Annotated in this window: 14 protein-coding genes; 9 read left to right on the top strand and 5 right to left on the bottom strand. The window is 65.0% G+C overall.

Annotation, left to right across the window (positions count from 1 at the left end; all coding sequences use genetic code 11):
• From IR187_RS10985 to IR187_RS10970, 4 genes are all read right to left on the bottom strand, one after another.
• Positions 1-244: hypothetical protein (locus IR187_RS10985; protein ID WP_194954645.1), on the bottom strand; the 244-nt coding region annotated here is incomplete at its 3' end.
• Complete coding sequence (ribH, locus tag IR187_RS10980; protein ID WP_194954644.1) at positions 237-662, bottom strand: 6,7-dimethyl-8-ribityllumazine synthase; 426 nt, start codon at positions 660-662, stop codon at positions 237-239. The genes ribH and IR187_RS10985, both read right to left, overlap by 8 nt.
• Before the next feature lies 1 nt (position 663).
• Positions 664-1,938, bottom strand: a complete 1,275-nt coding sequence (ribB, locus tag IR187_RS10975; protein WP_194954643.1) for a 3,4-dihydroxy-2-butanone-4-phosphate synthase — start codon at positions 1,936-1,938, stop codon at positions 664-666.
• Positions 1,939-1,994: 56 nt separating this feature from the next.
• On the bottom strand, positions 1,995-2,612 hold the full coding sequence (locus IR187_RS10970) for an ankyrin repeat domain-containing protein (RefSeq protein WP_194954642.1): 618 nt from the start codon (positions 2,610-2,612) through the stop codon (positions 1,995-1,997).
• An 85-nt stretch (positions 2,613-2,697) separates the two neighbouring features.
• Here IR187_RS10970 and IR187_RS10965 point away from each other — a divergent pair, with 85 nt between their 5' ends.
• The 9 genes from IR187_RS10965 (at position 2,698) to IR187_RS10925 (ending at position 11,825) form a co-directional block, all read left to right on the top strand.
• Positions 2,698-3,342 (top strand): SCO family protein, encoded by a 645-nt coding sequence (locus IR187_RS10965; RefSeq protein WP_194954641.1) that lies wholly within the window; start codon positions 2,698-2,700, stop codon positions 3,340-3,342.
• Positions 3,339-3,782 (top strand): YcgN family cysteine cluster protein, encoded by a 444-nt coding sequence (locus IR187_RS10960; protein WP_194954656.1) that lies wholly within the window; start codon positions 3,339-3,341, stop codon positions 3,780-3,782. Before IR187_RS10965 ends, IR187_RS10960 begins: the two co-directional genes overlap by 4 nt.
• Complete coding sequence (locus IR187_RS10955) at positions 3,763-4,542, top strand: M48 family metallopeptidase (protein ID WP_228765801.1); 780 nt, start codon at positions 3,763-3,765, stop codon at positions 4,540-4,542. Before IR187_RS10960 ends, IR187_RS10955 begins: the two co-directional genes overlap by 20 nt.
• Before the next feature lie 359 nt (positions 4,543-4,901).
• Entirely contained in the window at positions 4,902-6,125 is a 1,224-nt protein-coding gene (locus tag IR187_RS10950; RefSeq protein ID WP_194954640.1) for a site-specific integrase, read from the top strand.
• 157 nt (positions 6,126-6,282) lie between these two features.
• Entirely contained in the window at positions 6,283-7,128 is an 846-nt protein-coding gene (locus IR187_RS10945) for an enoyl-CoA hydratase/isomerase family protein (protein WP_194954639.1), read from the top strand.
• Positions 7,125-8,414, top strand: coding sequence for a spinster family MFS transporter (locus IR187_RS10940; protein WP_194954638.1), 1,290 nt, complete (start codon positions 7,125-7,127; stop codon positions 8,412-8,414). The genes IR187_RS10945 and IR187_RS10940 overlap by 4 nt, the downstream gene beginning before the upstream one ends.
• A gap of 90 nt (positions 8,415-8,504) precedes the next feature.
• Positions 8,505-9,560: a phosphotransferase family protein gene (locus IR187_RS10935; protein ID WP_194954637.1), complete on the top strand. Its 1,056-nt coding sequence runs from the start codon at positions 8,505-8,507 to the stop codon at positions 9,558-9,560.
• The gene (locus IR187_RS10930; RefSeq protein WP_194954636.1) at positions 9,557-10,864 is read left to right on the top strand and encodes an acyl-CoA dehydrogenase family protein; all 1,308 of its coding nucleotides are present in this window, start codon (positions 9,557-9,559) and stop codon (positions 10,862-10,864) included. The genes IR187_RS10935 and IR187_RS10930 overlap by 4 nt, the downstream gene beginning before the upstream one ends.
• Positions 10,865-10,916: 52 nt before the next feature.
• Positions 10,917-11,825 (top strand): LysR substrate-binding domain-containing protein, encoded by a 909-nt coding sequence (locus tag IR187_RS10925; protein ID WP_194954635.1) that lies wholly within the window; start codon positions 10,917-10,919, stop codon positions 11,823-11,825.
• Positions 11,826-11,831: 6 nt separating this feature from the next.
• Here the strand turns inward: IR187_RS10925 and IR187_RS10920 are convergent, their stop codons facing one another.
• Complete coding sequence (locus IR187_RS10920; RefSeq protein WP_194954634.1) at positions 11,832-12,761, bottom strand: SMP-30/gluconolactonase/LRE family protein; 930 nt, start codon at positions 12,759-12,761, stop codon at positions 11,832-11,834.
• Between the last annotated feature and the right edge of the window lies 1 nt (position 12,762).

The following is a 12,762-nucleotide window of genomic DNA, read 5'->3' as shown; positions in this document are numbered from 1 at the left end:
ACGCGGGCGGCTGGTTTGGGGCGGGCCGCGCGCTCAACCCCGATTCGGCGCGCGCGCCCGCCGACATATCGGGCGCGGTGCTCGCGCGGCCGGGCCGGATCGGCTCGATACCGAGCTTCCGATCGTGAACTTCCATGCGCTCCGCCGCGGTCGGCGGCACTTGTCCGGTCTCGCGGTCGATCACCACCAGCCGCCCGCCGCGCTCGACGACGGAAAAGCGACTGGGAGGCGGACGGTCAACCAATGCCGAATTGTTCCTTCAGCGCGAGCATGGCGAGCGCGGCCCTTGCCGCTTCGCCGCCCTTATCCTTGCGCGTCTTGTCGGCGCGCGCAAGCGCCTGTTCTTCATTCTCGACGGTCAATATGCCGTTGCCGACCGCGAGGCCGTCGAGGGTCAGCGCCATGATGCCGCGCGCGCTTTCGTTCGATACGACTTCGAAATGATAGGTTTCGCCGCGGATGACGACGCCGAGTGCGACATAGGCGTCGAAGCGGCCGGTATCGGCGGCGAGCGAAATCGCTGCGGGAATCTCGAGCGCGCCGGGCACCGTCACCGTCTCATGGCTGTGCCCTTCGGCTTCGAGCGCGCTGCGCACGCCATCGAGCAGCATGTCGTTGAGGTGCGAATAGAAACGGGCTTCGACGATCAGGACGTGCGCCATGTCATGCTTCTCCGGGGATCGAGCGTTCGCCGACAACCGACAGGCCATAGCCCTCCAGCCCGACGAGGTTATTGTGCGACGGTGTCAGCAATTCCATTGCATGGACGCCGAGGTCGGCGAGGATCTGCGCGCCGATGCCATAGGTGCGAAGGTCCATGCCCCCCGACGGCGGCGGCGTTTCCTCGGCCGCCGCCGATCCGGGCAGCGGGCGCATCAGCATGACGATGAGCCCCGAACCGGCCTCGCCGATCGCTTCCATCGAGCGTTGCAGGCGGCGCTTTTTCGGTCCCGGGCGCCCCATGATATCGTCAAAGATCGACACCGGGTGCATGCGGACCAGCGTCACCCCGTCGGGATCGACCGCGCCCTTTTGCAGCACCAGATTGACGCTGCCGTCGATCTTGTTGCGATAGGATTTCAGCCGCCAGTCGCCGCCATAATCCGATTCGAACGGGTCGTCGGACACGCATTCGACCAGCCGGTCGTTGCGGTGGCGGTAGGCGATCAAGTCGGCGATCGTCCCGATCTTGAGCCCGTGGCGCCGCGCAAAGGGAATGAGGTCGTCGAGCCGCGCCATCGACCCGTCGTCGTTCATGATCTCGCAGATCACCCCCGACGGGTTGAGCCCGGCGAGCCGCGCGATATCGACCGACGCCTCGGTGTGCCCGGCGCGCACCAGCACGCCACCGTCGCGCGCGATCAGCGGAAAGACATGGCCGGGGGTGACGATGTCGTCGCGGCCCTTGCTGGCGTCGATCGCGACCGACACGGTGCGCGCGCGGTCGGCGGCCGAAATGCCGGTGGTCACGCCTTCGCGCGCCTCGATCGAGGTGGTGAAGGCGGTTTCGTGGCGGGTGCCGTTCGCGCGGCTCATCAGCTCGAGGCCCAGCTGGTCGACGCGCGCCTTGGTCAGCGTCAGGCAGATCAGCCCGCGGCCGTGCGTCGCCATGAAATTGACCGCGTCGGGGGTCGCCATCTGCGCCGGGATGACCAGATCGCCCTCATTTTCGCGGTCCTCGTCGTCGACCAGAATGAACATGCGGCCGTTGCGCGCCTCGGCGATAATCTCTTCGGGCGTCGCCATCGGGGACAGGTCGCTGCCGTGCGCGAGCCAGTTTTCCAGCTTGCGCAATGTTTCGGCGGTGGGGTTCCAGCCGGGCGATTCCAGGTCGCGCAGGCTGTTGGCGTGCAGCCCCGCCGCGCGGGCAAGGCCCGACCGCGACATGCTGCCGTCGTCGACAATGGCGCGGATGCGCTCGATGAGTTGTGTGGACATGCGCAGGATGTTTCACATCGTAATGTGATTGTCAATCATGATATCACATTGACTGGTCACTCAGGCCCGAAACTTGGCCCCAACTCGCGCATCGGCGCGTCGCTCTTGGCGTCGAGCAGCGCGACGATCTGTCCGGTGCGGTCGTCGCGCTTGGCATAATCGCGTGCCGACATGCCGGCGACATGGTCGGCGCGGTCGGGGTTGGCGCCGCGCCGCATCAGCAGGCGGACCATCGCGACATTCTTGGTCTGCACTGCCAGAATCAGCGGGGTTTCGCCGCGGCGGTTCGCCTGGTCGACCGGTGCCTTGGCATTGAGCAATTCTTCGGCGCCGTCGGTAAAGTTCAGCAGCGCGGCGTGCATCAGCGGCGTCGTTCCCTGCCGGTCAGCCAACGCCGGGTCGGCCCCCTTGGCGAGCAGAAAACGCAGCCAGGTCGTGTCGCGCCGCTTCGTAACGATGGCGAGCGCGGTTTCGCCGCGGTCGGGGTGGCGGCTGTTGATCAGGGTCGAATCGTCCTGCAACGCCTCGGTCGCCTTCGTCCCGTCGCGCGACTCGACCGCCTGCAGAAAGGCATAGCCGCCGCGAAATTGCGCCTGCGCCGGACCGGGAAGCGCCGTGGCGGTCGCGATACAGGCGAGCAGAAAGGCGAAGCGGAACGGGGGGCGACGGACCATGGTGCAATCACTCGTGTCGGATTCCGTCGCGGCGCGGCGACGAGAATGGTTGATTTTCGCGGGTTAGCCGACCAAGGCTGGCCGCATGATGAACATCGCGAATATCGGACAACAGCTGGTCCGTGCAAGCCTGATCCTGTCGCTCGGCGCGATGGTGGCGGGGTGCAGCGCGCCGGCGGACGCCCCGCCCGCGACCCCGCCGCTCGAAGGCGCACGGATCGGCGGCCCCTTCACGCTCACCGACCAGAATGGCCGTACCGTCAGCGATACCGATTTTGCCGGAAAATATCGCCTGATCTATTTCGGCTACAGCTTTTGCCCCGACATCTGCCCGGTCGACCTGCAAAAACTGATGCGCGGCCTGGCGCAGTTCGAAAAGGCCGACCCGGTGCGCGGTGCCAGGATCGCGCCGCTGTTCATCACCGTCGATCCGGCGCGTGACACGGCGGAGGCGTTGAAGCCGTTCGTGGCGCGCTATCATCCGCGGCTGCTCGGGCTGACCGGCACACCCGACCAGATCGCCGCGGTCGCCAAGGCCTATGTCGTCACCTATCACAAGGTCGAGGGCTCGGCGCCCGACCGTTATCTGATGGCGCACAGCCAGCTCGCCTTTCTGATGGACCCGGCGGGCAAGCCGTTGGCGCTGTTGCCGCTCGACGACCCGTCGACCGACGCCGACGATGGTGCGCCCGACAAGGTCGCGGCCGAGCTGGCGAAGTGGGTGAAATGATCGTGACGAAGGCGCAGCCCTTCTGGGAGGCGCCGCTCGCCAGCCTCGACGCCGGCCAATGGGAGGCGCTGTGCGACGGCTGCGGCAAATGCTGTCTCCACAAGCTGGAGGACGAGGACACAGGCCGCGTCTATCCGACCAATGTCGCGTGCCGCCTGCTCGATCTGTCGACCGCCCGTTGCAACGATTACAAGCATCGCCGCCGCCATGTTCCCGATTGCCTGACGCTGACGCGATCGAAGGTCGACGATCTGGAATGGCTGCCGCAGACTTGCGCCTACCGGCTGCGCGCCGAAGGCGAACCGCTGCCCGAATGGCATTATCTGGTCTGCGGTGACCGTGACGCCGTTCACCGCGCGGGCGAATCGATCGTCGGCTGGACGGTCGGCGAAGGCGTCGCCGGACCATTGGAAAATCATCTTGTCGAACGCGTGGTTTAACCCGCACGGCGACGAACCGCACATCCGGATCGGCGACGAGCCGTGGCCGGTGCGGATCGTCCATCATGCCCAGTCGCGGCGCTACCGGCTGGTCGTCGATGCCGCGCGCGGCCAGTTGCGGCTGACCGTCCCGCGCCGCGCCAATGTGCGCGCGGCGCTCAAATGGGCGGGCGAGCAGCAGGCGTGGCTCGCCGAACAGGTGGGCAAAGCCGCGTTGCCGGTTGTGGTCGGCCCCGGCGCCACGATCCCCTTTATGGGCACCCACCGGCGTATCGACTGGGTTGCCGGGGCGCCGCGGACGGTGACGCTCGATCCGGAGGCGCTGCGGGTCGGCGGACCCGCCGAAACGCTGGGCCGCCGCATCGAACGCTGGCTGAAAGCGCAGGCGCTCGACCTGCTCGAACGCGAAAGCCGCGACATCGCAGCGCGCGCGGGGCTGATCGTCGGGCGCGTCGGGGTTGGCGATCCGCGCAGTCGCTGGGGCAGCTGCACCCATGACGGCGATCTGCGCTACAGCTGGCGGCTGATCATGGCGCCCGATCATGCACGCCGCGCAACGGTTGCGCACGAGGTCGCACACCTGCGGCACATGGACCATGGACCGGATTTTCACGCGCTGGTCGACCGCCTGCACGATGGCGATGTCGCCGCCGCGCGCGGCTGGCTCCGCCGCGAAGGACGCGGCCTCCACCGCTATCGCTTTACTGTCGCGGGTTCGGGGGCTTTACACCACGCGGAAGGCGGTGGTCGAGGCGACTAGCCCGGCCCGTAAGCAAGATTGGGGGCGCCCCGCAATGGCCGTGCGCCGCCATAGCTTTGGCCGCCAAATGGCATCGACCTTGTCGTATCGCCACGAACGGCGGCGACGGAACGCAAAATATATGAAGAAAACTGGAGCGGGCGAAGGGATTCGAACCCTCGACCCCAACCTTGGCAACAAATGGTGCGGCCTACGACGTTCTAACCCACGCTATCCACTTCTACTATTGTCATTATATTTCTTGATTTTAGCCTACGCGCGGCTATCCTCTCTTTTTCCGGAATGCGATTTCGGCTGGAGACTATTTGGAGACATAGGCGATTTGATAAAATTGTCTCCTGTGTGCGGAGAGAGGGAACATGCCAACGGCGAAACTGACCAAGCGAACGGTCGAAACGCTGGAGCCTCCAGCGGAGAAGCAGATCATCCTATGGGATAGCGAGATCAGGGGCTTTGGAGTGCGAGTGATGCCTTCTGGGCTCAAAACCTTCGTCGTCCAGTATCGCAATAGCGAAGGAACCAAACGCCGGATCAATCTCGGGCGCTTCGGTATCATGACAATCGAGCAGGCGCGCGATCTCGCGAAGGTCCGATTGGGTGCGGTCGCCGCCGGTGAGGATCCTGCCTTGGCTCGTCCGATCGGGTCGACAGTCAATGAAGTGTGCGACTGGTATTTGAAAGAGGCGAAGGCAGGTCGTCTTCTCGGGCGCAGAAGGAAGCCGATCGCTTCATCAACCCTAGCCCTGGATCGCAGCCGGATAGAACGACATGTCAAACCGCTCATAGGCAATCGATCCGTCGAGAAACTGTCGATCGCCGATCTCGAGCACTTCCAGGCCGACATAAAGGAGGGAAAGACTGCCAAGGATCGCGACGGCCGTGGCGGCATCACAAGCGGTGGCGCTGGCGTCGCTGGCCGAACCGTTGGGATGCTCCACACGATCTTCGAACAGGCCGCTCGATGGAAGGTGATCGATGCCAACCCCGCGCGCGGCGTGCGGAAGATATCGATGGACGTGAAACGCGATCGGCGCCTGTCGGTCGATGAGCTCAAACGCTTCGGCAAAGCGCTGAACCAGCATGACGCGGAGAGTTCGGTGGCTGTCGCAGCAATCCGGCTGATCCTGCTCACAGGGTTTCGGCGGATGGAAGCCCTTGGCCTGCAATGGGCATGGGTCGATGACATAACGGGATGTGTCCGGTTCCCCGATACCAAGACCGGACCGCAAGTACGACCGATCGGCGCCGCCGCACTGGCCCATATCCAGTCTCAACCAAAGCGCGACAACTGCGACTATGTCTTCCCGAGCGAATTTTCCGATGGCCATCTTGTCGGCCTGCCCCGGATACTGCAGCGCGTTTGTATCGCGGCGGACATCGAAGGGGTCACGCTTCATACGCTTCGGCACACCTTTGCAAGCATCGCGGGTGAACTCGGTTTCTCCGAGCTGACAATCTGCGTGCTCTTAGGGCACGCCCCTCGCGGCATCACGCAGCGATATGTTCATATCGACAACGCAACCAAGCTTGCCGCCAATGAAGTGTCGAGGGCTATTGCGGAAGATTACCTCGGGCCGCGTTGATCAGGCCGCATTTGGCCGGTAGCTGACTGAACGGTTCCGAGCCAGCAAAGGGCGAAAGGCAACATTAGAAGATCGCGAATGGTCGCTTGCGCCAGACACAATGATCGTTGCGGACTGAGGATTCGAGAATTGGGGATGGGCGGATATGCTGGCTGGCATGGAAAATGAAACCAGACCGAGCGCCTCGCCCCTATATTCCGGGTTTCAAGTGGCGCGATCGGGCGCGCTCGACATATTGACCCTCGACAGGCCGGACCGGCTGAACGCCATCGATCCGCCGATGGCCCGCGATCTGACCCGATATTTTCGCGAAAAGCGCCTCGACGATGAAATCCGGGTGATCGTTATGCGCGGCGCCGGCCGTGCTTTTTGCGCGGGCGTCGACCTGAAGGCTTCGGACGAAGCCCCGCCCGATCACCGGTTCGGCAACGCTGGTGTTCGCGCCGAACTCGCCATTCAGAGCGCAAACCGCGAGTTCATCCTGGAGATGCGCCGCTGCCCGCAGCCGATCATTGCCCAGCTTCACGGCGCCGTATGCGGCGCCGGATTTGCGCTGGCGCTCGCGGCCGATATCCGGATCGCCACCCGTAATACGCGGATGAATTGCGCTTTCGTGAACGTCGGACTGGGCGGCTGCGACATCGGCGTCAGCTATTTGTTGCCGCGCCTGGTCGGTGCTTCGGTCGCATCGCTGCTCATCCTGACGGGGAAGTTCATCGACGCGGAACGCGCTGATACGCTGGGGCTGGTGTCGCGGCTGGTCGAAGACGCCGATACGCTCGACGAGGCCGGACGGGCCATGGCCGACAGCCTGCTGAAGGTCGCCCCGATCGCGCTGCGGCTGTCGAAGGAGGCGCTTCGTCACGCGATCGACGCGACCTCGATCGAGGCAGTCGTCGCGATGGAAGACCGCAACCAGGTCCTGTGCGCAAGGACGGAGGATTTTCACGAGGCAATGGCCGCTTTTTTTGAGCGCCGCCCCGCTATATGGCGCGACGCGTGACGGCCCCGCGTCCTGCGACCGCCCCCCGGCTGGCGCTTGCGATCCTGCTTGCGGTCTATTGCTTCAACTTCATCGACCGCACCATCGTCTCGATCCTTCAGGAACCGCTCAAGCACGATCTGGGGCTGAGCGACACGCAGCTGGGCCTGATTTCCGGCACCGCCTTTGCGCTGTTCTATTCGACCCTCGGCGTACCGATCGCGCGCATCGCCGAGCGCGTCGACCGGCCGCGGATCATCGCTATCGCGCTGGCGACCTGGTCGCTGATGACGATGTTGTGCGGCTTTGCGAGTAATTTCCTGCAGCTCTTCCTGTGCCGGGTCGCGGTCGGCATCGGCGAAGCGGGCGGGACGCCGCCCGCGCACGCGCTGTTGTCCGAGATTTTCCCCCCCGAACGCCGCGCCACCGCCATCTCTATCTATTCGCTTGGCGTCCCGCTGGGCATATTGTTCGGCGCGGTTGCGGGCGGCGCGATCGGCGAAGCGCTGGGCTGGCGCATCGCGTTCATGCTGGTCGGCGCCCCCGGCCTGATCCTGGCGGTCATTGTGTTGGTTGTCATCAAGGATCCGCGGTCGGTTAAGGCCGCTACCGGCCGCGCCGCGGCAACGCCGCCGCCCTCGCTCGGTCAGGCTATCGCCTATCTCGCATCGCGCCGCAGCTTTGTCCATCTGACCGCCGGGATTACCGTCGCCTCGACAGCCGGATATGGCATTCTGGCCTTTACCGCGCCTTTCCTGATGCGGCAGTTCGACATGGGACTCGCCGCCGCCGGGTCGGCGACCGGGCTCGTCTCGGGGCTTGCGGCGGGCGCCGGGACGCTTCTGGGCGGCGTGCTGGTCGACCGGGCCATGCGGCGCGACCGGCGATTTGGAGCGTGGATCCCGGCAGTCGGCCTGATGCTGGCAGCGCCGCTGTCGATCACGGCCTATATGCAGGGCGAATGGCTCGCCGTTGTCCTGCTGCTGACTGTGTCGGGCGTCGCGCAATTTCTTTATCTCGGCCCGACCTATGCGCTGGTCCAGTCGCTCGCCGGGACGCGCATGCGCGCGACCGCCAGCGCACTCGTCCTGCTCACCGTCAACCTGGTCGGGCTGGGTATCGGACCGCCGTTGACGGGCTGGCTCAGCGACCATTTCGCCTCCATCCAGGCGGACGGCACAGCCGATGCGGCCGCGGCGGGTTTACGCATGGCGCTGAGCCTGATCGCTACCCTCTATCTATGGGGCGCGTGCCACTATCTGCTCGCCGCCCGCCATTTGGCTGCGGACCTCGACCGGGCGAATTAGCCGTTGCCCGTTGCGCAACGCGCGTTGGGATGTTCGCGATACCGGCGCCAGACGCATTGCGGTTACGGATTGTCCAGAAAGGAAATCCGGATGGTGCAGCAGGCGGAAAGGGCAGCAGATTCAACGCCGCGCGAAATCGACGCACGGCTGACCGAACTGCTCGAAACCTGCGTCGAGGGGCTGCGCGGACCGCTGACGATCAGGGCCCTGACCGGCGGACGTTCCAACCCCACATTCCTGCTGTACGCGCAGGGTCGGTGTTTCGTGCTTCGCAGCCGTCCTACCGCGGCAAGCTCACCTTCCGCGCACCGGATCGACCGCGAGGTGCGGGTCTTGCAAGCGCTCGAAGGATCGGGGGTCCCGGTGCCCCGCGTCCTGCTGCACGTCGCCGACACCTCTTATTTTGGCGCGCCCTTCTATCTGATGACGCTGGTTGATGGCGAAGCGATCGAAGACCCCGCGCTGCCGGACCTTGCCGCTTCGCTGCGCACGCGGGCCTACCACCGGGCAATCGACATATTGGCGAGCCTACACAAGCTGCCGCCCGATGCGATCGGACTGGCCGGCTTCGGCGGGCAAGGCGACTATAATGCGCGGCAGTTCACCCGCTGGTCGGGCCAGATGGCGAGCGACGGCTGCGTGCCCCCCGCGCTGCTTGAGCTGGGCAGCGTGCTTTCGCGAACATTGCCGCGCCAGACGCGGACCAGCGTCGTGCACGGCGACTATCGGTTCGGGAACCTGTTGCAGTCGGATGGCAAGATTTCGGCGGTCCTCGACTGGGAACTGTCGACGCTCGGCGATCCGTTCGCCGACCTTGCCTATTTCCTCTTGCCGTTCGATCTGCCGCGCGGCGGCCAGATCCTGCCGGGCCTTGCCGACACAAGTTTTGCGCGCGGCGGCATTCCCGAACCCGCCACCCTCGCCGCACGTTACTGCAAAGCCATCGGACTGCCGCTGCCGCCCGGCTGGGCCGCCTATTGCGCTTTCGCGCTCTATCGCACCGCAGCCATCGCTCACGGGGTTTTCCACCGTCAGACCGCTGGCTCGCTCACCGCCGATCAGGTCCGACAGCTCGACGAACTGGCCGAAACCGGACTGGCCCGTCTGGGCCGCACACCTCCCACAGGAAAGGATGATATCGCGTGAACTTCGAATATTCCGACCGCTGCAAGGCGCTGCTCGAAAGCCTGCAGTCCTTCATGGAAAAGCATGTCTATCCCAACGAGCGCACGATCTATGATCAGGTTTTCGCGCAACCCGATGATTTTCGCCAATGGCAGCCGCTGGAAATATTGGAGGAGTTGAAGGTCAAGGCGCGCGCCGCCGGGCTGTGGAACCTGTTTCTACCGGACAGCGAACTGGGGGCGAATCTTGGCAATCTCGATTATGCACCGCTGGCCGAGATCATGGGCCGGTCCTATTGGGCGCCCGAAATCTTCAATTGCGACGCGCCCAATACGGGCAATATGGAAGTGCTCGTCCGTTATGGGACGCCCGCGCAGCAGGATCGCTGGCTGCGCCCGCTGCTCGACGGCACGATCCGGTCGGCCTTTGCGATGACCGAGCCGGCGGTTGCCTCGTCCGACGCAACGAACATCGGGACGCGGATCCGCCGCGATGGCGACGACTATGTGATCAGCGGCCGCAAATGGTGGACGTCGGGCGCAGGCGATCCGCGCTGCGAGATCATGATCGTGATGGGCCAGAACGACCCCGACAATCCGAACCGGCACGCGCGCCAGTCGATGATCCTGGTGCCCACCAACACCCCCGGCGTCCATATTCGCCGCTACCTGCCGATTTTCGGGATCAGCGACGCGCCGCACGGGCATATGGAAACGATCTTCGACGATGTGCGCGTGCCGGCCGAAAACATGTTGCTCGGCGAAGGCCGCGGGTTCGAGATTGCCCAGGGCCGCCTGGGGCCGGGGCGCATCCATCACTGCATGCGCCTGATCGGCGTGGCCGACCGCGCGCTGGAGCGCCTGTGCCGCCGCCTGTCGGAGCGCACGACGTTCGGCGAGGTTATCGCCGACCAGTCGCTGTGGCGCTTCCGTATTGCCGAGGCGCGCTGCCGGATCGAACAGGCGCGCCTGATGACGCTGAAAGCGGCGTGGATGATGGACGTCGCCGGCAACAAGGCGGCGCGCGCCGAAATCGCGATGATCAAGATCATCGTTCCGCGCATGGCAGCGGAAATCGTCGATTTGGCGATCCAGGCATTCGGCGGCGGCGGCTTTGCCGATACCGTGCTGACCATGGCCTATGTCTATGCGCGCACGACGCAGGTCGCCGATGGCCCGGACGAGGTGCATTCGAACCAGCTCGCGCGCCTCGAACTGGCGCGCCATGCCGCCGCCGACCCCGCCGCAACCGCCGGCGAAGGCGATGTCATGGTCGCGCAGGGCCGCGATTATGAGCGGATCGAGAAATGGGTGCTCGGCTGCTGAGGCACTGGCTTCACACGGCGATCCTGCTGGTGTAGATGGAAGGGAGGGAGGCTTGAGCAGAACCATCCGACGTCAGGCCCCTCCCCTAGAGGCGATCGAAGCCTTCATCCTTGCGACGCGTTCGGCCAGCTTTCGCGACGCGGCGGACCGGCTTGCGCTCAGTCCATCCGCCTTTTCGCGGCGTATCCAGGCGCTGGAAGCCTTTGTGGGCGTAGCCCTGTTCGTCCGCAGCAAGGGCACGGTCACGCTGTCGCGGACCGGCGAGCGCTATCTGCGGACGATCGAGCCGGCGATCGATTCGATCCGCCGTGCCACGGTCGATTTGCAGGCGGAGCGCGGCGGCATGGCGCTGCGCGTCGTGGTGCCGCAATCCTTCGCCCTCGGCTGGCTGATCCCCAATCTGACCGATTTCCGGCAAAAACATCCCGATGTGAATCTCGAACTCAGGATCGGGCGCGACATCGACGATCTGCGCCGCGGCCACGCCGACGTCGCCATTTACGTCGGCCCCGGCGATATCGGATCGATGCCCGCGATCCGGCTCGTCCCGATCAACGGCATATTGGCGTCGGCGCCGGCACTCTCGTCGGGCGATCCGTTGCCGACCGGCCTTTCAGATCTCGCCCGGATCGAACGGCTGGCGATCTATCGCCCCGAGGGCCTATGGGAACGCTGGCTGCGCAATATGAAATATGACGGCCCGCCGCTCGCGCCGCCGACCTATTATGAAGCGCAGTTCCTGATGTTCGAGGCAGCTGCGGCGGGCCTAGGTGTCGCGATCGTCGCGCCGATCCTTGCGCATCGCCTGATCGAACAGGGGCGCCTCGTCCAGATCGGCGATTTCCAGGCGCCGCTTGGCATCGATTATTATCTCGTCTTTGCGGACGAGGCGGTCCAGCGTCGGCCCGACGCCATCAAGTTCCGCAACTGGATGAACGAGGGGCTGGCGCGATTTGCCTGAACGGCGTTACCAGCCGGAGTGGTTCAACCGCAGGCCGGACCGCGGCCAGCGCATCGCGGCGATGCGGCCGGTTCCCGACAGGGTGATATAGGCGGTTCGCATATCGTCGCCGCCGAAACATATGTTGGTCGTGAAGAGGTCGGGCGTCGAGACGAAATCGACCAGTTCGCCCCCGGGAGAAATGACCGAAATACCCGGCTCGCCGATCGTCCCTACGCAGATATTGCCGCATTCCTCGACCGCGAGGCTGTCGAAATAGCGAAAGCCCGCGGGGCGGTAGAGGAAGCGGCCGCCGTGCCCGAACAGATTGGGATGCGGTGCAATCTCGCCCGGCCCCGCGATGTCGAACGCCCACAGCTGGCACGTGTAAGTTTCCGCCACATAGAGCGTGCGGCCGTCGGGTGACAGGCCGATGCCATTTGGGTTTTCCAGCGGAAAGATCGCCTCGCGAATGAAGCTGCCGTCGGCCTTGGCGTAAAACACCCCGACCCGGTCGCGCTGGCGGTGAAAAGATTTGCCGTGGTCGGTGAACCAGAACCCGCCCTCATCGTCGAACACCAGATCGTTCGGCCCGCGCAGCGCCACACCATCGGCTTCGGTGTAAAGCGTCGTCACGTCGCCGGTCGCCGGATCGACCCTCTGGATCGACCCGCCCGAATAGGCAGCGGCCGAGCCCACGGGAATGTTGATCCCAAAAGCGTCGACGTCGTCAAATTCGAACCCGCCATTGTTGCAGACGTAAATCGCGCCATCGGGACCGACCGCCGCGCCATTGGGCCCGCCCGGAAGCGACGCGACGACGCTGCGGCTTCCATCGGCGGCGAGGCGCGTCAGGCATTGTCCGCGAATTTCGACCGCAAGAAGGCTGCCGTCGGCGAGCGCCACGGGCCCCTCCGGGAAAGCCAGATCGATAGCGAAATCCTGAAAGCCCGTCATG

The organism is Sphingopyxis solisilvae (genome assembly GCF_015475875.1).
Classification (GTDB): domain Bacteria; phylum Pseudomonadota; class Alphaproteobacteria; order Sphingomonadales; family Sphingomonadaceae; genus Sphingopyxis; species Sphingopyxis solisilvae.
The sequence above is the reverse complement of the archived record's forward strand: the minus strand, read 5'-3'. Positions and strand labels throughout refer to the sequence as shown.

Excerpts from the sequence above, each read along its gene's own strand:
- ribH (WP_194954644.1), bottom strand. The coding sequence starts at position 662 with ATGGCGCACGTCCTGATCGTCGAAGCCCGTTTCTATTCGCACCTCAAC.
- ribB (WP_194954643.1), bottom strand. The coding sequence starts at position 1,938 with ATGTCCACACAACTCATCGAGCGCATCCGCGCCATTGTCGACGACGGC.
- IR187_RS10970 (WP_194954642.1), bottom strand. The coding sequence starts at position 2,612 with ATGGTCCGTCGCCCCCCGTTCCGCTTCGCCTTTCTGCTCGCCTGTATC.
- IR187_RS10965 (WP_194954641.1), top strand. The coding sequence starts at position 2,698 with ATGATGAACATCGCGAATATCGGACAACAGCTGGTCCGTGCAAGCCTG.
- IR187_RS10960 (WP_194954656.1), top strand. The coding sequence starts at position 3,339 with ATGATCGTGACGAAGGCGCAGCCCTTCTGGGAGGCGCCGCTCGCCAGC.
- IR187_RS10950 (WP_194954640.1), top strand. The coding sequence starts at position 4,902 with ATGCCAACGGCGAAACTGACCAAGCGAACGGTCGAAACGCTGGAGCCT.
- IR187_RS10945 (WP_194954639.1), top strand. The coding sequence starts at position 6,283 with ATGGAAAATGAAACCAGACCGAGCGCCTCGCCCCTATATTCCGGGTTT.
- IR187_RS10935 (WP_194954637.1), top strand. The coding sequence starts at position 8,505 with ATGGTGCAGCAGGCGGAAAGGGCAGCAGATTCAACGCCGCGCGAAATC.
- IR187_RS10920 (WP_194954634.1), bottom strand. The coding sequence starts at position 12,761 with ATGACGGGCTTTCAGGATTTCGCTATCGATCTGGCTTTCCCGGAGGGG.